Origin of the sequence: Erwinia sp. E602, from assembly GCF_018141005.1 — a bacterium.
GTDB lineage: Bacteria > Pseudomonadota > Gammaproteobacteria > Enterobacterales > Enterobacteriaceae > Erwinia.
In genome coordinates, this window is the sequence record NZ_CP046582.1 from 1,530,017 (window position 1) to 1,549,849 (window position 19,833).

10 protein-coding genes are annotated in these 19,833 nt (G+C 61.6%); 3 read left to right on the top strand and 7 right to left on the bottom strand.

The window, feature by feature from the left end:
- Positions 1-57 precede the first annotated feature (57 nt).
- Positions 58-1,068 (bottom strand): hypothetical protein, encoded by a 1,011-nt coding sequence (locus tag GKQ23_RS08460; protein WP_212410277.1) that lies wholly within the window; start codon positions 1,066-1,068, stop codon positions 58-60.
- A gap of 80 nt (positions 1,069-1,148) precedes the next feature.
- On the opposite strand from GKQ23_RS08460, the gene GKQ23_RS08465 reads away from it, so the two are divergent.
- Both GKQ23_RS08465 and rcsC read left to right on the top strand, forming a co-directional pair.
- Positions 1,149-2,372 (top strand): AraC family transcriptional regulator, encoded by a 1,224-nt coding sequence (locus GKQ23_RS08465; protein ID WP_212410278.1) that lies wholly within the window; start codon positions 1,149-1,151, stop codon positions 2,370-2,372.
- A 97-nt stretch (positions 2,373-2,469) separates the two neighbouring features.
- Positions 2,470-5,316 carry a two-component system sensor histidine kinase RcsC gene (gene rcsC, locus GKQ23_RS08470; RefSeq protein WP_212410279.1) on the top strand — a complete coding sequence of 949 codons (2,847 nt, stop codon included), beginning with the start codon at positions 2,470-2,472 and terminating at the stop codon, positions 5,314-5,316.
- Between the two features lie 70 nt (positions 5,317-5,386).
- Here the strand turns inward: rcsC and rcsB are convergent, their stop codons facing one another.
- The 3 genes from rcsB to GKQ23_RS08485 are packed head-to-tail and all read right to left on the bottom strand — an operon-like array spanning position 5,387 to position 9,870.
- Entirely contained in the window at positions 5,387-6,037 is a 651-nt protein-coding gene (gene rcsB / locus GKQ23_RS08475) for a response regulator transcription factor RcsB (protein ID WP_056239598.1), read from the bottom strand.
- A 1-nt stretch (position 6,038) separates the two neighbouring features.
- Entirely contained in the window at positions 6,039-8,699 is a 2,661-nt protein-coding gene (gene rcsD, locus GKQ23_RS08480) for a phosphotransferase RcsD (RefSeq protein ID WP_212410280.1), read from the bottom strand.
- A 16-nt stretch (positions 8,700-8,715) separates the two neighbouring features.
- A complete protein-coding gene (locus GKQ23_RS08485; RefSeq protein ID WP_212410281.1) occupies positions 8,716-9,870 on the bottom strand; it encodes an MFS transporter in 1,155 nt (384 codons plus the stop codon).
- Between the two features lie 917 nt (positions 9,871-10,787).
- Here GKQ23_RS08485 and ompC point away from each other — a divergent pair.
- Positions 10,788-11,894, top strand: coding sequence for a porin OmpC (gene ompC, locus GKQ23_RS08490; RefSeq protein ID WP_212410282.1), 1,107 nt, complete (start codon positions 10,788-10,790; stop codon positions 11,892-11,894).
- 465 nt (positions 11,895-12,359) lie between these two features.
- Here the strand turns inward: ompC and glgX are convergent, their stop codons facing one another.
- The 3 genes from glgX to treZ all read right to left on the bottom strand — a co-directional run bounded on the left by glgX (position 12,360) and on the right by treZ (position 19,392).
- Positions 12,360-14,435, bottom strand: a complete 2,076-nt coding sequence (gene glgX / locus GKQ23_RS08495) for a glycogen debranching protein GlgX (RefSeq protein ID WP_212410283.1) — start codon at positions 14,433-14,435, stop codon at positions 12,360-12,362.
- Between the two features lie 185 nt (positions 14,436-14,620).
- The gene (treY, locus tag GKQ23_RS08500) at positions 14,621-17,500 is read right to left on the bottom strand and encodes a malto-oligosyltrehalose synthase (RefSeq protein WP_212410284.1); all 2,880 of its coding nucleotides are present in this window, start codon (positions 17,498-17,500) and stop codon (positions 14,621-14,623) included.
- Positions 17,497-19,392: a malto-oligosyltrehalose trehalohydrolase gene (gene treZ / locus GKQ23_RS08505; RefSeq protein ID WP_212410285.1), complete on the bottom strand. Its 1,896-nt coding sequence runs from the start codon at positions 19,390-19,392 to the stop codon at positions 17,497-17,499. Before treZ ends, treY begins: the two co-directional genes overlap by 4 nt.
- Positions 19,393-19,833: the final 441 nt, after the last annotated feature.

Genomic DNA, 19,833 nt, shown 5'->3' on the forward strand with positions numbered 1-19,833 from the left:
TCACCCTGCGAGCGTTGATAAAAAGCCGGTTCAGCTGAACCGGCTTTTTTATGCCTGTTATTTCCCTCCCGAATGCGTGACGCGCTGCATCAGCGCCCCGACTGCCGCAATCGTCTGGCGGTGGATCAGTTCTCGCTCTGCCGCGGGCGTTTCGCAGATAAAGGCTTCCCCTTCCTCCTCCCCGGCTAAAATCTTCTGCGCCGTCGGCTGGCACAGCGGCAGGAAATCGTAATGCCCGGCGTCTTTCAGCACCGTTACCGGCAGGGGGAGCCGTTCTGCGCCCAGCGTCATATCGCCGGTGGCGCGGATGTAGTAGCCGGCGGCAATCACCCGCAGCGGCACGCTGATGCTCTGCAGGCTGGCCGGGGTGAAGGCGTAGCTCATGCCCGGATCGAGCGCCACCACCCACTTCACCCGCGTATCGCGGTAGCTGGCCGCCAGCCGGGCATTGTCGGTCTGCTCGCGCTGCACGCCGCCGCGCTGGTAAAACTGGCAGTCCGGCATCTGCGGCATCTGCTGACAGTAGCGGGTCAGGCTCTCGCGGGTCACCTGTGCCCCGGCCAGCGCCAGCACGCTGTAGCCGCCTTTAGAGTGGCCGATGGCACCGACGTTGTTGCGGTCGATGTAAGGCCGCCAGGCCGGGGCCTGCAGATAGTGGCTAATCAGCTGGCTGAGATCGCGGATTTGCAGCGTCAGGTCGGTTTGCGGCCGCGAGTCGCCGGTGGTGCTGCCGGGGTGGCTGGCGGCGATGACGATCGCCCCGCGGGCCGCCAGCGGCACCGCCAGCCAGGCGAGGCTGGTATTGTTGCCGCCGCTGCCGTGGCTCAGCACGATCAATGGGAAACGTCCGTGCGCAGGATGAGCATGCTCAATCGCACTGAATCCGCTAAAAACGGCATTCGCCCCCTGCAACGTGGGGACGCCCGCGTCGGCACTGGGGTAGAAAATCCTCACTTTTAACGGGCGGCCATGCTGGCCGTTGCTGACAGTTTCAAGCTGGCTGCCCACACTATAACCGTGGCTGGTGAAGCTGGTAATCAGCAGCAGTAAGACAATTATTACGCGCATTTTCTGGATTCCTTGTGTATAAAGAAGCCTATTATCAAAAGTTTACGGACGCGTGGCGTCCTCGATCGCGATAGAGTCCCATGCTGATACCGGTTAATTTTCTGCTCAGCCTGGTCTGCCTGCTGCTGCTGTTACAACGGCGGGCGACGGGGTGGCCGTGGCGAGCGCTGCTGCTGATCTGCCTGGTTCACACGCTGAACGCCGGGCTGGTGGCGTTGCCGGGTGCTAACGGCTGGCCGCGGCTGCTGCCGGTGACCGCCACCGCGCTGCCGCTGCTGTGCCGCGCCGCGCTGGCGCAGGCGATGGGCCGGCGGCCGCGTTACCTTGCTGCTGCCGGGGCGATCCTGACCATGGCGGCGGCGGTGGCGTGGCTGCCGCAGGCGATCGATCCGCTGCTGCCCGCCGTCTGGCTGGGCTGCGCCGCCGCAATGTTGCACCGCCTGCGCGGCGGCAGCGACGCGTTTTATCCGCTCGCGTTCAGCCACAGCGCGTTAACGGTCACCGGCTGGCGCATCGCCGCCTGGCTGCTGGTGGCGGTGGCGCTGCTCGACGTCACCGTTACGCTGCTGTTCGACTTTGCCGCTGGAGCGGGAACCGGCGGCCTGTTGCTGGGCGGTAACCTGCTGATCTGCGCGGTGCTCTCAGTATTACTGGTGCTGACACCGGTGGTCGCAGGGGGGCCGGGCCCGGCAGAGAAGCACGCGGCAAGGGCTGGAGATGAAGCAGCAGGGGCAGAGGCAGCGGCGGCAGTTGCTGGAGAGGGTGCTGCAAACGTCGCGGACCCGGGCGCAGCCGTCTGCGCTGGCGCACACCGGCCGGTTGCCGCTGCTGCGCAAACTATCGCTGCGCATCTGCCCGCGATGCCGCAGACGCCGGGCTCGTTGCTGGCTTCCGGGGGCGAGACGCCGCTTCCGGGGGCGGAGAGGGCGTGCGCCAGCCGGGGTGATGCCGCGCAGCAGTCGATGATTCTGGCGGCGGTGGAGGGGGTGATGCGCGAGGGCCTGTATCAGCGCGCCGATTTGAATCTGCTGATGCTGGCACGGAAAACCGGTATTCCGGCGCGTCAGGTCTCTGCGGCGATCAACGCCGTGCACCGGCAGAGCGTGTCGCACTACGTCAACGGCTGGCGCATTGCTGAGGCGATGAGGCTGCTGGTGGAAAGCAATGCGTCGGTGATTGTTGTTATGGAACAGGCCGGGTTTCAGACCAAATCGAACTTTAACCGCGAGTTTCGCCGTATCACCGGCCTTACGCCAACGGCCTGGCGCAGCCGGCATTCGGAACAGGCTGAAATCGTCCCCTGAAAGCGGCGGCTGAACTGGCTTTTTCACCAGGCTGACGCTACTGTAGCGTCACTCCTATTTATTATTCGGCCACTATGGCTGTCACCAGGCTCCTCCCTTGAAATATCCGGTCTCTTTTCGAACAACGTTAAGGATTTCCCGCTACCTGTTTCGCGCGCTGGCGCTGATGCTGTGGACGCTGGGCGCGCTGTTAACCACCTTTTACATCATTAACGTGCTGCACGAAAAAGAGTCCCAGGTACGCCAGGAGTTCAACAACAGCTACGACCAGGCCCAGTGGTACGTCCGCCACCTGGCGGACGTAACCCGTGAGCTGCAGTTTATTGCGGAAAACCGCCTTAACGCCTCGACCAGCGGGCTGGACGTGCTCAACGGCGTGTTTCCCGGCAAGGGCACCGCGCCGCAGTTCTATCCGCTGTACGCCGACTCCGACTGCAGCGCGATGAGCAGCACCTGGAGCAACTCCCTGCAGTCGCTGAGCTATTTCCTGCACTACTGGAAAGAGAATTTTGCCGCTGCCTACGATCTCAACCGGGTGTTTTTTGTCGGCGGCGAGAGCCAGTGCCTGGCCGATTTCGGCGTCGGCAGCGCTTCGGTCGACCGGCAAAGCGCGCTGAAGTTGCTGCAGGATCGCATCCTCAAGTACCGCAACGGCAATGACGAGGAGCGGCAGAGCAGCGTCTACTGGGTGGCGCCGGGCAGCCAGCCGGGCAACGGCTACTACTATATGCTGATGCCGGTTTACGTGGCCAACAAGGTGGCCGCGCTGCTCGGCATTGAACAGAGCATCCGCATGGATGACTTTATCACCGCCGGCAGCCTGCCGGTCACGGTGACGCTGGTCGATCAGAACAATCAGCGGGTGCTGTCATCGGCGCGCAGCGGCCCCGGCTTCGGCGCGGACGACCTGCCGGACAGCGACGCCTGGTTTGGCTACGTGGCGGGCTACGATCAGCTGATTTTAAAGAAAAAGCTGTTACCGTCCTCGCTCAGCGTGGTCTATTCGGTGTCGACCGAGGTGATTATTGAGCGGCTGAAAATCATGATCATCAACGCGCTGCTGCTCAACCTGTTCAGCGCGCTGATCCTGTTTACCCTCGCCTGGCTGTTTGAACGGCGCATGTTCCTGCCCGCCGAGGATAACGCCTACCGGCTGGAGGAGCACGAGCAGTTCAACCGTAAAATCGTCGCCTCCGCGCCGGTGGGCATCTGTATTCTGCGCACCAGCGACGGCACCAACATCCTCAGTAACGAACTGGCGCACAACTATCTCACCCTGCTGACCCAGGAAGACCGCCAGCGGCTGACCGAAATTATCTGCGGCCAGCAGGTGAACTTTGTCGACGTGCTGACCGGCAGCAATACCAACCTGCAGATCAGCTTTGTGCATTCGCGCTATCGCAATGAGAACGTGGCGATCTGCGTGCTGGTGGACGTCAGCGCCCGCGTCAAGATGGAGGAGTCGCTGCAGGAGATGGCGCAGGCGGCCGAACAGGCCAGCCAGTCAAAATCGATGTTCCTTGCCACCGTCAGCCACGAACTGCGCACGCCGCTGTACGGCATTATCGGTAACCTTGACCTGCTGCAGACCAAATCGCTGCCGCCGGGGGTCGATTCGCTGGTCACCGCGATGAACAACTCCTCCAGCCTGCTGCTGAAAATCATCAGCGATATCCTCGATTTCTCGAAAATCGAATCGGAGCAGCTGAAAATTGAGCCGGCCGAATTCTCGCCGCGTGAAGTGGTGGCGCACATCACCGCCAACTATCTGGCGATGGTGGTGAAGAAGCGGCTGACGCTGTGGTGCTATATCGACAGCGACGTCCCGCAGTCGCTTAACGGTGACCCGATGCGCCTGCAGCAGGTGATCTCCAACCTGCTTAATAACGCCATCAAATTTACCCATACCGGCGGCATTACCCTGCACGTTTACCTGCGCGACGGCTATCTGGCGTTCCGCGTGCGCGATACCGGCGTCGGCATCCCGGCGAAAGAGCTGACCCGGCTGTTCGATCCCTTCTTCCAGGTGGGCAGCGGCGTGCAGCGCCACTTCCAGGGCACCGGTCTTGGACTGGCGATCTGCGAAAAACTGACCAGCATGATGGACGGTGATATCGAGGTTGATTCCGAACCGGGGATGGGCAGCGAGTTTATTATCCGCATCCCGCTTTATCGCAGCAATCCGCCGTTGGCCGAGCGCCAGGAAGGGCTGCAGGGCAAACGCTGCTGGCTGGCGCTGCGTAACCAGGTGCTGGCCGACTTCCTCAGCGCGCTGCTGCAGCAGCAGGGGCTGCAGGTGGCACTCTACGCAGGGGAAGGGGAGGCGGATGACGTGGTGGTCTGCGACTATGAGCTGGAGCCGTCGCACCCGGTGCGTGCGGTGGTACGCTTTGACGGCCGCCACAACGATGGCCCGCTGGAGCAGAGCCCCGGCCGCTGGGTTTACGGCACCATCACCCCCCATGAGCTGCCCGCGCTGCTGGCGCGGATCTGGCGTCTGGCGCTGGCGCTGCCGTCGCCTTATACGGTCAGCGTGGCTGACGCGCGCGGGGATGCTGACAATGACGATATTCTGATCCTGGTGGTCGACGACCATCCGATCAACCGTATGCTGTTGTCCGATCAGCTCGGTTCGCTCGGTTATCGGGTGAAAACCGCCCAGGACGGCGAAGACGCGCTAAGCGTGCTGAGCCGCAACGAGATAGATATCGTGCTGACCGACGTCAATATGCCGAAGATGGACGGCTATCGCCTGACCCGCTGCCTGCGCGAACAGGGGCGCACCTTCCCGGTACTGGGGGTGACGGCTAACGCGCTGGCGGAAGAGAAGCAGCGCTGTCTGGACGCCGGCATGGACAACTGTCTGTCGAAACCGGTGACCATGGAGACGCTGCAGCAGTCGCTGAAGTTTTATGCTGCGAGTGTGCGGAAAGCGCGGGGTTAACGGGCGGTGATAAGGGCCGGGGGGCTGCATCACGCCCGCCCCCTGGGCCACCGTCAGGCGGCCTGCCCGGTTAGTCTTTGTCGACCGGCGTCATGCTGACCGAGGAGAGGTAGTTCAGCAGGGCGATATCGTTATCGACGCCCAGCTTCATCATCGCCGACTTCTTCTGGCTGCTGATGGTTTTAATGCTGCGGTTCAGCTTGCGGGCAATCTCGGTCACCAGGAAGCCTTCGGCGAACAGGCGCAGCACTTCACTCTCTTTCGGCGACAGGCGTTTGTCGCCGTAGCCACCGGCGCTGATTTTCTCCAGCAGTTTTGCCACGCTGTCCGGGGTGTACTTCTTGCCTTTCTGCAGGGCGGCCAGCGCTTTAGGCAGGTCGGTTGGCGCACCCTGTTTCAGTACGATCCCTTCAATATCCAGATCCAGCACTGCGCTGAGGATCGCCGGATTGTTGTTCATGGTCAGAACAATGATCGACAGGTCCGGATAGTGGCGTTTGATGTACTTGATCAGCGTAATGCCGTCACCGTACTTTTCACCCGGCATTGACAGGTCGGTGATCAACACGTGAGCATCAAGTTTCGACAGGCTGTTAATCAACGCCGTAGAATCTTCAAACTCGCCGACAACGTTAACCCACTCGATCTGCTCGAGTGACTTGCGAATGCCGAACAGGACAATAGGATGGTCGTCGGCAATGATTACGTTCATGTTATTCATCTTATGGGTTACCTTGCTGCAGCAGGTCATTGACGTAAGTGTCAATTTCACTGGTGGTATTTTTAATGTTTGAATCGCTGCATTGTTCAATGTGCTGTTCCAGCGATTCACAAAGCTGCTTGCCGGGTAGCAAATTTAACATGGCAAACACACCTTTTAGCCGATGTGCCGTTTGAGCCAGCGCACCGTAATCCTGGTTTGCTGCCTCATTATACAACCTGATGACATCATCGGGTACTGTATCCACGAACAGCTGGAAATAGCCACTGGCGACAAGCTGAGCGATATCAGGCTGTTCACCCTGCAGCTCAGCCTGCTCCTCTTCGGCCAGTTGCTGTTCTATCAACAGCAGCAGAGCATCCTGCATCGCGCTGCTGATGTTGAAATTAACCCGATACTGGCCGTCGGCCAGCCGGGTGTAGCCGGGTTGATCGTCGGTGAGCAGCAGCGACCAGCGGGTCAGCCGCGTCGGGTCATCCGTCACCAGAACATCATGTTCCTGACCTGAGAAACGCTCATCCGGCGTGATGCAGTTAGCGCCCCAGGCAGACAGTTGATGTACCACGATTTTACGCACATCATCAACGGTAATATCAATCAGCGCGTTAACGCCTTCCAGCAGCGGCTCTTCCTGTTCCGGCGCGGGCGCCGCCGGCAGCGGCAGCTGAATTTTATAGCGCGAGCCGATCTGCGGCGTGGCCTGCACCTCAAAGCGGCCGCCGAGCTGTTTGCACAGTTGTTTACACAGGAAGAAGGCCATCCCCGACGCCTGACCGTAGCGGTCGGCCTGGGTCTCGCCGAGGAATGGGAAATCGGCGTTGTCGATCTCATCGGCGCGCAGCCCGCTGCCGGTATCAACTACCTCAAAGGTCAGCAGGTCGGGCCGATCGCCCGGCGCGTCCAGGGTCAGGCTGATGCGCCCCCAGTCGGTGGTGGTCACCGCATAGTCAAGCAGCGTCGAGAGGATCTTGCCTAACGCCTGCCGATCGCCATAACGCAGCTGCTCGGCATCCAGCTGGCTGGCGACCAGCAGGGTCAGTCCTTTGCGCTGCGTCGCCGGCAGGACCGCCAGCGCCAGCTCATCCAGCAGCGCCCGCGGGCTGAAGGCGGCAGGGTTAGGCGCCCAGTCCAGCGTCTCCAGCTGGTTCAGCAGCACGATGTCATCCACCAGCTGGCTCAGCGCCTGTGAGGCGGCAAGCGTTCGCTCCGCCAGCGCGGCGTCGTGCCCGGCGGCCAGCGTCTGCAGGTCACCGTTCAGCGACTGTAACGGGCGCTGCAGGGCAAAGCCCAGGTTCTGTAACAGCTGCTGACGCGTCTGGTGATTTTTCTCCAGCACCTGCTGCGCCCGCTGTAGTTTTTTATTCACCAGCAGCTCACGATCCTGATCGCGCATCATAAACAGCTGCGTATGCGGCGAGATGGCGCTGCGCAGGTGGCGAATTTCATACACTTCATTATTCACCGTCGCCTGCAGAATGCCCTGGTGCTGATCGGACATATTGATGATTTTCTGCAGGTTAAGATGCGGCAGCAGGTGCTCGGCAATTTTATTGCTCAGCAGGGTGCGGTTATTGGCAAAATCATACACCAGCAGCCCCACCGGCAGCGTCGCCACGATCTCCTCATTAAGCATGCGCAGCGCGTCCAGCTCCGCGCTCTGGTTTTCGCTGGGGCGCAGCGACTGCTGGCGCAGCAGCAGCAGGGCGGCGACCGACATCAGCAGCAGGGCCAGGTTGGCCAGCAGCGGCCAGATCAGGTTGCGCACCGTCTCCAGCGCCAGCCCGGTGACCGGAATGCGGTACACCAGCTGCAGCGAGGTACTGGAGAGCGGGGCAGTAATCTCGACGAACGGACTCACCCAGCTGACGCGGGTGCTGGCGCTGTTCTGCTGGCCGTCGCTGCCTTCGGCCACCGGGGTGGTGTCCTGGCGCAGCTGGAAGTTGTCCAGCGGCATCGCCGGGGGAATAATGTCATTGACCGGCAGATCGAAAGCGACCACGGTCGCCAGGTGTCCCGGCTGGTTGAAGGTGGTACGCAGGGTGAAATAGGGCGCGTTCTGCCAGCTGAAACGGCGCAGCGGCGAGAAACTCTCACGCTCGTCCAGCGCGTTAGCCTGCTGCAGCATCTCCGCGCGGCGCGCTTCGGCAATATTGCTGATGGCGCTGTCTTTGGTCTGTGTGGCCATCTCTTTCAACGGCAGCGTTGAGATAAGGATCAGGCTGTTGTCCTGGCCGTTAAGAAAGTACATCGACCAGGTGCTGTTTTCCGCCCCCCACAGCTGGTCCAGATAACCGGACATCCTCTGCGTCATTTCCAGCGTGCTGCTGTCGTGGGAGCCGAAGATCAGCGCCTCGGTTTTACGCCGGGTTTTTTCCAGCGCGTAGACGTCCGGCCGCAGGCGGGTCTCCTGCAGGGTGGCGGCGGTGCTGCCGGTGGCGGTGGCGGCGAGATTTTCATACAGCTGCCAGGTGGCAAAGCGGTAGGCGTCGATGCGCTTTTGCATACTGTGGGTGATATCGGACAGTACATCGCGTTGGGCGGTCAGCGTGGCGTTGACCGCGTTGGCGATCATAAAACCGCTGGCCAGCAGCAGCACCAGCGTAAACAGCATAAAGAAGCGCGAGACGTTGCCGGCGGTCACGGGAAACTTATTGGGCAGCATGCGTCATTTTCCCCGGTCAGCTGGTAATCTTGCGTGAACTGGCGGCAACCAGCAGCAGCAGCGCGGCGATCAGGCTGAACGCCACCGACAGGCTGGACCACTGGGCGATAAAGCCGACCAGCGCCGGACCCGCCAGGATCCCGGCGTAGCCGATGGTGGTCATTGACGAGATCGCCAGATTAACCGGCATCACGGTCTGGTTCCCTGCCGCGCTGAACATAATCGGCACGGTATTGGAGGCGCCAAAGCCGACCAGCAGGAAGCCGAGCAGCGAGACCCAGGCGGCGGGCACCGCAACCACCAGCAGCATGCCCAGCGCCGCGCACAGTGAGCCGACAAACAGCGTTGCCGTGCGGCCACAGGCGTGAACGATACGGTCGCCGCACAGCCGGCCGATGGTCATCGCCACCGAGAACACCGCATAGCCCAGCCCGGCCTGAGCGGTTGGCATCTCGCGATGCTGGGTAAGGAACAGCGCGCCCCAGTCGAGGATCGAGCCTTCGGCCAGGAACAGAATGAAGCACAGAATTCCGAGGAACAGTACCCAGCCGCGCGGCACCACAAACAGTGGCGCATCCGGCTGGTGCAGCGGCCGGTTAAGAAAATAGCGCTGGCTGCAGAACCACAGCACTATCAGCAGCAGGTCGATCGTCAGCACGGCGGGCAGCGGCGACATGCCCAGCGCCAGCAGCGCGCTGACCAGACCCGCACCGACGATACCGCCGATGCTGAAGAAACCGTGAAAGCCGGACATCATCGCCTTCGCGGAGCGCTTTTCGACCTCTACCGCCTGAATATTCATCGCCACGTCGACCAGGCCCATCGCCGCGCCGAACACCATCAGCGCGGCACCGAGGCTAAGGGCCGATGAGAGCACCGCCAGCAGCGGCAGCATCAACAGTAACAGCGCGCTGCCGGCGGTAATCACCCGCCTGCAGCCGAGGCGGCTGACAAGGCTCCCGGCCAGCGGCATCGCCAGCATCGATCCGAGGCCGAGAAACAGCAGTAAGGTACCAAAGGAGGCGTCGCTGAGCGCGGCACGATCTTTGGCATAAGGAACCAGCGGTGCCCAGGCGGCCATGCCGATACCGGCGATGAGAAAGGCGACGCGCGTGGCGCGTTGCGTCAGTCGCGCAGACTTATCGGTAATGTGTACATCCAGTGTGGTCATTTTTATCCGTTCTGCCTGTCCCAATTCAGCCCAGATTTTTACCACATTTACATGTGCTAAAGAAGCTAAACCACCCACCAGTGCGTGTTTATCGGCTCGCTGCGGCCTGCGTTCAGCCACTGCCGGTGCGCGGCAAAGTAATAACCCGAAAGTGGGGGGCTGTTAATCGGAATCGTCGTCTTATTAAGAATTTCCAGAGTACTCCTGGCGAAATGCGGGCAGAGTGTACAGCCGGGCAGGAGGGTGGCTGGCGGTTGTCTGCCGCCGTCGGCGGCGTGGCGGGGAGTGAAGCATTTCGCCGCGGCGATCCCGTTAAGCGACGCAAGAGGTGCGCGAGGGAATTTGGCCGTAACCCATTTTTTAACCGTAATAATTAAGTGGTAAAGATGGCGCTATTTGCTGCCGGATTTATCCGTGCGGTGAATAACATTGTGCAGAAATAGTCATGCTTAATTTTTTCAGCTGGGGTAACTTTACCTGAGTTGACAATGCTGCAAAAAACGGCAAAAAAAAAGCCGAACACGAGGTTCGGCAGGAATCTGGGGTAAAACAAATCATTCGGGGTGAATGAAGGTAATGCTCAATAAAATGATGATAGCAGAGTAATTATAAGGGCAGATCGCGAAAAAATTTTACCATTCAGTGCGCTGGTTGATGATTAGGATTAATCTGCTGAAAAATAAGAGTATTGTTATTTTTTGATTATTAGTGCTATATAACTTTGCAATTTGTGCTGCATAAAAGTTCCGCTTAAATTACAAAGTGAAATACTTGTAAGTATGTTTGAAACACTTTTGGAAAATTAGTATCATTTTCTCGATAGATAATTACTCTCCACGGCTTAACATGACATTTCAGGCTGAATTTTACTCTTCAGCACGCAGTGGCAAATAAGCAGATAACAAGAGGGTAATGAAATGAAATTACGCGTTCTTTCTCTGATGGTTCCAGCGTTGCTGGTAGCCGGTTCCGCAGGCGCAGCAGAAATCTATAATAAAGACGGCAACAAACTGGACCTGAACGGTAAAGTGGATGGCCTGCACTACTTCTCTGATGACAACGGTACCGACGGCGATCAGTCCTACCTGCGTTTTGGCTTTAAGGGCGAAACCCAGATCTCCAGCGAGCTGACCGGTTACGGCCAGTGGGAGTATCAGGCTGCGCTGAACAGCGCTGAGTCTCAGGGCACCGCGAACAGCTATACGCGTGTTGGTTTTGCCGGCCTGAAATTTGGCGACGCCGGTTCATTCGACTACGGTCGTAACTACGGCGTGGCCTACGATATTGGCGCCTGGACCGACGTGCTGCCAGAGTTCGGTGGCGATACCTACGGTGCGGACAACTTTATGTTCTCCCGTGGTAACGGTATGGCGACCTACCGTAACAACAACTTCTTTGGTCTGGTTGACGGCTGGAACTTCGCCGTGCAGTACCAGGGCAAGAACAGCAGCGCCACCGAGTCGAATAACGGCCGTGACGTGCTGGGTCAGAACGGCGACGGCTGGGGTGTTTCTACCACTTATGACATCGGTTCCGGCTTCGGTATCGGTGCGGCGACCTTCTCTTCTGACCGTACTACCGATCAGAACAGCCCGGCAGCGCTGGGTCACGGTGATAAAGCCACGGCTTACACCGGTGGTCTGAAGTATGACGCTAACAACGTTTATCTGGCGGCAATGTATACCCGTTCTTACAATGCGACCCGCTTCGGCAGCAGCACCAGCGCCGATGTTTACGGTTACGCGGATAAGGCGGATAACTGGGAGCTGGTAGCTCAGTATCAGTTCGATTTCGGTCTGCGTCCGTCGCTGGCGTTTGTTAACTCTCGTGGTACCGATGTTGAGGGTTACGGTAAGCAGAATCTGAAGAAATACATTGATGTGGGTACGACTTACTACTTCAACAAAAATATGTCGACCTATGTTGATTATCAGATCAACCTGCTGGACGAGAGTCAGTTCACCCGCGATGCCGGTGTGAATACTGACGATGTGGTAGCGGTAGGTCTGGTTTACCAGTTCTGATGCTGCAGCGTTTGATGTGATGAAAACCGGGGAAACCCGGTTTTTTTTCGTCTGCTTTTTTTAGGGCATGTCGCCTGCTGGATCGAGAGCGTCGGGCCTGTCAGCGGGCGACCCTCCGCGGGTTACCCCGCTCCGGGCTCATCCCGCTGCCCTCCCTGATTGTTGATGGCTGTTTTGGCTGTGGTTTTTAGGGCATGTCGCCTGTTTGATCGAGAGTGTCTGGCGGTCATGCGGGCGACCCTCCGCGGGTTACCCCGCTTCGGGCTCATCCCGCTGCCCTCCCTGATTGTTGATGGCTGTTTTGGCTGTGGTTTTTAGGGCATGTCGCCTGTTTGATCGAGAGTGTCTGGCGGTCATGCGGGCGACCCTGCGCGGGTTACCCCGCTCCGGGCTCATCCCGCTGCCCTCCCTGATAATGTACGGCTGTTATGGCTGGGCGTTATCTGGGAGGGGGAGTGAGTGTGTTTATGGCCTGCGGAACAGTGCGAAGCTGCGGCCCTCCAGTTCGAAGTCTTTTTCTTTGGTGATCGCCTGGCCGGGTTGGGTGTGGTCGCCGGTGGAGAGTTCGAGCAGCCAGCCGCCTTCGCCAAACTGCGGGATCTGGAAGGGGACGCTGCCTTCGAAGGGGTTGAAGAGCATCAGCACGTCGTGCCAGATGCCGGGCTCGGGCTGCAGGTCGGCGCGGCCGAGGTATACGCCGATGGTGGAGCCTTCATCCCACTGTTCGTCCTGCTGTAAGCCGCCGCCGGCGTTGAACCATTTGATGTCAAGGCCGTCACGCCAGCTTTCGCGGCGCAGCAGCGGCTGGGCGGCGCGCAGCGCGATCAGGTGGCGGGTGAAGTCGCGCAGGGCGTCGGCGCTGGCGGGGAGGTTGTCCCAGTGAAGCCAGGAGAGTTCGCTGTCCTGGCAGTAGCCGTTGTTGTTGCCGAGCTGGCTGCGGCCAGATTCATCGCCGGCCAGCAGCATCGGCGTGCCGTGGGAGAAGAACAGGGTGGCGAGGAAGTTGCGTTTCTGGCGTTCGCGTACCGCGACGATGTTGTCATCATCGGTGGGGCCTTCTGCGCCATAGTTGTATGAGCGGTTGTCGTTGTGGCCGTCGTTGTTGTCTTCGCCGTTGGCGTCGTTGTGTTTGTCGTTGTAAGAGACCAGGTCGTTGAGGGTGAAGCCGTCGTGGGCGGTGATAAAGTTAACGCTGGCCCACGGCCGGCGGCCGAAGCGGTCGTAGAGGTCGCCGGAGCCGAGCAGGCGGGCGGCGAAGTCGGTGGTGACGTTATCGCCTTTCCAGTATTCGCGGACGGTGTCGCGGTATTTGTCGTTCCATTCGGCCCAGCCCGGCGGGAAGCTGCCGACCTGGTAGCCGCCGGGGCCGATGTCCCAGGGTTCACCGATCAGCTTAAGGCGCGAGAGCAGCGGGTCCTGGCGCATGGCGTCGAAGAAGCCGCCGCGCGGGTCGAAGCCCTCCGGCTCGCGGCCGAGAATGGTGCCGAGGTCGAAGCGGAAGCCGTCGACGTGCATCGATTCCGCCCAGTAGCGCAGCGAGTCCATAATCATCTGCAGTACCCGCGGGTGCGAGGTGTTAACGGTGTTGCCGGTGCCGGTGTCGTTGATGTAGTAGCGGTGCTGGTCGGGCAGGGTACGGTAGTAGGAGAAGTTGTCGATGCCTTTGAACGACAGGGTCGGGCCCAGTTCGTTGCCTTCGGCGGTGTGGTTGTAGACCACGTCGAGGATCACCTCGATGCCGGCATCGTGGTAGGCGCGCACCATATCGCGGAAGCCCTGGATGCCGCGCGGGCCAAAGTAGCGGCTGGCCGGGGCGAAGAAGCCGAGGCTGTTGTAGCCCCAGAAATTTTTCAGCCCTTTATCCAGCAGGTGCTGGTCGTCCGGGAACCAGTGCACCGGCAGCAGCTCTACCGAGGTAACGCCGAGGCTTTTGATGTAGTCGACGGAGGCTTTGTGGCCCATGCCGTCATAGGTGCCGCGCAGCGCAGGAGGCAGCGCCGGGTTGAGCTGGGTAAAGCCTTTGACGTGGGTTTCATAGACTACCGCCTGCGGCCAGGCGATATTGGGCCGCTGGTGATCCTGCCAGTCAAATTCGTTGGGATCGATGACCCGGCATTTTGGTGTAAAGGGGGCGCTGTCGCGTTCATCAAAGGTCAGGTCTTTGTCTTCGTGGTGCAGGTCGTAGGCGAAGTGCGCCTCGTTCCAGCGCACGTCACCCGCCAGTTCACGGGCGTAAGGATCAAGCAGCAGCTTGTTAGGGTTAAAGCGGTGGCCGTTTTCAGGATCGTAGGGGCCGTAAACGCGATAGCCGTACAATGTGCCGGGCTTGAGGCCAGGGACGTAGCCGTGCCACACCTCGTGGGTATACTCCGGCAGTTCCAGCCGGGCAATCTCATTTTCGCCGCTGGGGTCGAACAGGCACAGCTCCACCCGCTCAGCGCAGGCGGAGAACAGCGCGAAGTTAACGCCCTGGCCGTCGTAGTTGGCACCCAGCTGCTCCCCGTGTCCTGCTGTAATTTCAAAACGCGTACCCTGTGACATAACTCTCTCCGTAGAAGGTCAGAACTTCAGCTAACAGCAGAATAAAAATGCTAACTCCTGAGAGTCAGCCATTCGCGAGCACTACACAGCAACAGGCTGGCTGAACCCGAAGCCCCTGTCCCGTGTTCAACGCCGGAGGCCTCAGCGTCGGATCACAAGGAGGCTCTTTCAGCCAGCGAATGTCATTACTTAATCTTCCCGTTAAGGCTCACCAGCACGATAAAGGCCGGTTCTGCGCTGGCAGGCAGCGCAATCGTGCTGCCCGGCTGGCTGGTCTCGCCGGTCAGCACGTTTTGATAGCGGCGCTGCGCCAGTTGCGGCGGCAAAGTGAGTGTTTCTGATGCCTGCCGGGTAACCGCAACGGCTGTTTCATCGCCTGCCGCCTGTTGATCTCCGTTTGCGTTTTCTGCACTGTCCCAGCGCTTATCGCCCGCCCCGGCCCAGTTCAGGTCGTCTTTATCCGCCCAGCTGGTGTCACCGGCGCCGGCCCAGCTAAGCTCATCTGTATCCGCCCAGCTGGTATCGCCAGCGCCGGGCCGCGCCGCATCGTCTGCATCAGCGCAACGGGTATCGCCGGCTTCAGCCCGGTAGATATCGTCCAGCCTCAGCCGCGGCACAATCACCACTAGCCGGATTTCGCCCTCGCTGCGGGCAAAGGCCAGCCAGCGATCTGCCGCTGGCCCGTCGACGGTCAGCGGCAGGTAGTCGCCCTGGCGGAACAGGGCGGGGTGAGCATTGCGCAGCGCCAGCAGCGTAGCCACCACATGCTGTTTCAGCTCGCCGTTCAGCAAGGCGGCCGGGATGGCGTCGGGCTGGTTGTCTGCCGCATGCTGTTTCAGCTGGCCGTTCAGCGGGTCAGCCGGAATAGCGTCGGGCTGGTTGTCTGCCGTATGTTGTTTCAGCTGACCGTTCAGCAAAGCGGCCGAAATTGAATCCGGCTTCTGGCCGGCTTCCAGCTGCCGTCGCAGCCGGTTGAAGTCCGGATCGCGGCGGTTGTCCGGGTCGACCAGGCTGAAGTTCAGCCCTTCGCTGCCCTGGTAGATATCCGGCACGCCCGGCGCGGTCAGTTTGATCGCCGTCTGCGTCAGGCCGTTCAGCAGCCCGGCGCGGATAAACGGCTGCAGCGTGGCGTGAAAGTCCTGCAGAAATGCCCGGTTAGCCGGGTTGAGCAACTGCCGCGCGTAGCCGAGCACCGCCTGTTCATAGGCGTCGTTGGTCTCCGCCCAGTCGGTGCGTAGCTTGGCTTCGCGCATCGCTTTTTCAACGAAGGCGGTGAAGCGCTCCTCCAGCGCCTGCAGCCCGTCGGCATCTTCAGGCTGCAGTTCCGCTGGCCAGACCCCGGCCAGCGCCTGGTACAGCATCCACTCGCCAGCCGGGCGCGGCGCCGGGCCATCGGCCAGCTGTTGCACCGCATTGTGGTTCAGCTGCTGCCAGCGCGTCACCGCCGCCGCCCAACTTTCCGGGGCTTCACTCAGCGTGTACAGGCGGGCGCGGGCGTCTTCGCCGCGTTTGGTATCGTGGGTCGAGGTGCTGGTGATGCCGTCCGGCTGCTGCTGCAGACGTTCACGCATCGCCTGATGAAACTGCCGCGGATCGAAACGGCGCGGCAGCGGTTCGGCTCCCACTTCGTTCAGCGCCAGGTTCATGCTGTGGCGGAAGAACAGCGTGTCCTCCACCGATTTCGCCATCAGCGGGCCGCTGAGCTGCTGGAAGCGGGTGCGGAAGCTGTCCGCCCGTTCGGCACGGGTGGCCGCTTCGCCGCGCAGCAGCCGCACGATAAAGCCGAGCGCGTGCGGGTCGGCGGCGTGTGCGCCGTGACTGACCTGTTCCACCACGCCCGCCAGCAGCGCCTGGTCAGCCTGCGGCAGCCCGGCAGCGGTGCCGTAGGTGCGGTAGACCGGGAAGGCCAGCAGCAGCTCGCGCAGCGCGTGGCGGATCGCGTCATCGTCCGGCGCTTCCCCTTCCGCCGCGGCGATTTCCACGGCCAGGCTGAGCAGCGTGGCGAACTCGCCGGCAAAGTTGCGATCGACCATCAGCGCGCGCGCCGCCCGCAGCTCCTGCTCCATCTTCAGCGGCTGGCCGACGTGCTGCTGATAGGCGGCGCGCAGCGCGTCAATGCGCTGACCGTCGACCAGCACGTCGGCCAGCGCCTCAATAAACTCGTAGCCGGTGGTGCCGGAGACCGGCCAGTCCGCCGGTAGCCGCTCGCCTGCGCTGAGGATCTTCTCAACCGTGATGTAGCAAGCATCTCCGGCGGCCGCGCGCAGCTGTTCCAGATAGCCTTTGGGATCGGCCAGCCCGTCAACGTGATCGACCCGCAGGCCGTCCACCGCGCCGCTGTGCACCAGCTCCAGGATCAGCCGGTGGCTGTCGGCAAATACCGCAGGATCCTCCACCCGCACCCCGGCCAGCCCGGTGATCTCGAAGAAGCGGCGGTAGGAGAGTTCACCGGGGGCGTCGCGCCACGACATCAGCCGCCACGGCTGGCGATCGTGCAACGCGGCGATCTGCGTCTTATCGGTCAGCGCCAGCACCGCCGCCTCCTGCCCCTGCCAGCTGGCCGGGGTTAACGGATAAAAACTGTCAAAATAAGCCAGCGCCGGGCGGCCGCTGTGCGGATCGGCTTTGACGCTGATGTCGCCCTGTTCCAGCACCGTGGCAAAATCGTCGCCGAGAAACGGCAGCGTCAGGCGCTGCGTCCAGTCGATATCGAAGTAGCCGGCGTAGCGGCTGGCTGCGCCGTGTTCGATCACGTCGCGCCACCAGGCGTTCTCCAGCGAGGCGGCCATATGGTTGGGGACGATATCCAGAATCAGCCCCAGGCCGGCCTGCTTCAGCGCCTTAACCAGGCGATCGAAGCCTTCACGACCGCCGATGGCCGGGTCGATTTCGTTGGCGTCGGTGACGTCGTAGCCGTGGGTGGAGTCGGTGGTCGCGGTGAAGACTGGTGAGGCGTAGAGGTGGCTGGCGCCCAGCCGTTTAATATAGGGCACCAGGCCCGCCGCGCGGTCAAAGGTCATGCCGTTGCGGAACTGGATGCGGTAAGTGGCTGTAGGAATGGTCATTTTTTCTTCCCTGCTGTCAAACGCACGAGGATGCTGTTGGGCGGCAGCTCACCGCCCGGCCTGGAGCCTGCCGGCGCCGCTTCTCCAGCCTGCTGTGGCACAGCGGAACTGCCGCTGGCTTTTCCTGCCTGCTCTGGCGCAGCGGAACTGCCGCTGGCGGTTTCACCAGCGGGCCAGGCGAAGATCGTTTTACCGGGCTGGTCGGGCAGCGGCTGCGGCTTTTTACCGATATTAAAGGCCAGCGACAGCGTGCCCTGCGGCAGCGTCCAGCTGACCGCCACCAGGCCCGCTGCGGTGGTAACCACCTTGCCAGCGTTGCCGCCAGCCTGCGCCAGCAGCGGCACGATATGCTGATGGCGCAGCTGCAGCAGCCGGCGGGTGAAGGCCAGCCAGGCGCGGCCGTCTTCACTGTCCGCCTGCTGCCAGTTCAGCTTCGAATCATCAAAGGTTTGCTGCGCGTTCGGGTCGGGAACCGCTTCGCCCGCGTAGCCGCTGTGGCCGGCAAACTCCTTCGCCCGGCCTTTGCGCACCGCCTCTGCCAGGTCGCCGTGGAAGTCGGTAAAGAACAGGAACGGCTGCGTTTCGCCGTACTCTTCGCCCATAAACAGCAGCGGGCTGTGCGGCGACAGCAGCAGCGCGGCCAGCAGCACGCGGGTACGCTCCGCTCCGGCCAGCGTTAACAGCCGTTCGCCCAGCGCGCGGTTGCCCACCTGATCGTGATTCTGAATAAAATCGACGAAGGCCAGCGGCGGCTGGCTGCGGCTGTCCACGCCGCGCGCTTCACCGCTCTGCGGCGAGACTTCGCCCTGATAAGCGAAGCCTTCGGCCAGCGATCGCGCCAGCTGGGCTTCCGGCTCGCGGGAGAAGTCTTCGTAGTAGGCGTGGGTTTCATCGGTGGCCAGCACGTGCACGGCGTTGTGATAATCATCGTTCCATTCGGCGGTGAACAGCGGCGCGCTGCCGTCGGCGTGGCGCGGGTGCAGATCGATGATGTTGCGGCAGTCTTCGGTGGTCAGGTGGATCGGCCGGTCGGTGATTTCCGCGCGGATGCGCCGGGCGATCTCCACGAGGATATGCGGCTGCGAGTCATCTTCGATCTGGTCGATGGCGTCGAAGCGCAGGCCGTCGAGGCGGTACTCCCGCAGCCAGTAGAGCGGGGCTTCGGCGATATAGCGGCGGGCGGCGTCAGCCTGATAGGCGATGCCTGCTCCCCAGGGGGTGTGGCGCTGTTTATCGAAGAAGTCCGGGGCCAGTAGCGGCAGGTAGTTGCCTTCCGGGCCAAAGTGGTTGAGTACGATATCCAGCAGTACCGAGATGCCGTGGCCGTGGGCGGCATCGACCAGCGCTTTTAAGTCATCCGGCGTGCCGTAGGCGCTGTGCGGGGCGTAGAGCAGGACGCCGTCGTAACCCCAGCCGCGGTTGCCGCCGAACTGCGACAGCGGCAGGAGTTCGATGGCGGTGATGCCGAGGTCGGCCAGGTGTGGCAGTTTTTCGATGGCGGCGCGGAAGGTGCCTTCAGGGGTGAAGGTGCCGATGTGCAGTTCGTAGGTGACAATCTCCTGCCACGGGCGGCCACGCCAGTCAGAGTGTTTCCAGTTGTAACCGTGTGGGTCGGTTACCACGGAGGGGCCGTTGACGTCGTGCTTTTGTGCGCGGGAGGCCGGGTCCGGGACGGTTGTGCCGTCGGGTAGCAGGTAGCGGTATTCCGCACCGGGGGAGACGCCGCTGACCTGCAGTTCGAACCAGCCGTCGGCGGCCGGGTTCATGTCGCTGTTTTCGCCGTTGAGTTGCAGGGTGATGTGGTCGTGGCCGGGAGCCCAGAGGCGGAACCAGACGGTGTCTGGGGCGAGGGTTTCGGCGCCCCAGCTGGTGGATACGGTTGCAGATTCCATGCGGTGGCCTCGAGATTGTCTGATGTGGATATAGGTCGAAATTTAAGGATAGACGGTGAAATGTCCTGTTGGGGGCGGGGGGTGAAACGTTTCGGGGCCAGGGCAAGGGCTAAGGCAAGGGCAAGGGCCAGGGCTGGTCGCCTGTGGGATCGAGAGTGGCGGGCCTGTCAGCGGGCGACCCTGCGCGGGTTACCCCGCTCCGGGCTCATCCCACTGCCCTCCCTGATGACGGGCTTTGGGGTGGGCTGGGGGAAGGGCTTGAGGCAAGGGCAAGGGCAAGGGCTAAGGCAAGGGCTGGTCGCCTGTGGGATCGAGAGTGGCGGGCCTGTCAGCGGGCGACCCTGCGCGGGTTACCCCGCTCCGGGCTCATCCCACTGCCCTCCCTGATAATCGGCTTTGGGGTGGGCTGGGGGAAGGGCTTGAGGCAAGGGCTAAGGCTAA

What these genes read in the sequence shown, in the direction of transcription:
- glgX (WP_212410283.1), bottom strand. Translation starts at nt 14,435, where the DNA reads ATGTCACAGGGTACGCGTTTTGAAATTACAGCAGGACACGGGGAGCAG.
- rcsB (WP_056239598.1), bottom strand. Translation starts at nt 6,037, where the DNA reads ATGAATAACATGAACGTAATCATTGCCGACGACCATCCTATTGTCCTG.
- GKQ23_RS08485 (WP_212410281.1), bottom strand. Translation starts at nt 9,870, where the DNA reads ATGACCACACTGGATGTACACATTACCGATAAGTCTGCGCGACTGACG.
- treY (WP_212410284.1), bottom strand. Translation starts at nt 17,500, where the DNA reads ATGACCATTCCTACAGCCACTTACCGCATCCAGTTCCGCAACGGCATG.
- treZ (WP_212410285.1), bottom strand. Translation starts at nt 19,392, where the DNA reads ATGGAATCTGCAACCGTATCCACCAGCTGGGGCGCCGAAACCCTCGCC.
- GKQ23_RS08465 (WP_212410278.1), top strand. Translation starts at nt 1,149, where the DNA reads ATGCTGATACCGGTTAATTTTCTGCTCAGCCTGGTCTGCCTGCTGCTG.
- rcsD (WP_212410280.1), bottom strand. Translation starts at nt 8,699, where the DNA reads ATGCTGCCCAATAAGTTTCCCGTGACCGCCGGCAACGTCTCGCGCTTC.
- ompC (WP_212410282.1), top strand. Translation starts at nt 10,788, where the DNA reads ATGAAATTACGCGTTCTTTCTCTGATGGTTCCAGCGTTGCTGGTAGCC.
- GKQ23_RS08460 (WP_212410277.1), bottom strand. Translation starts at nt 1,068, where the DNA reads ATGCGCGTAATAATTGTCTTACTGCTGCTGATTACCAGCTTCACCAGC.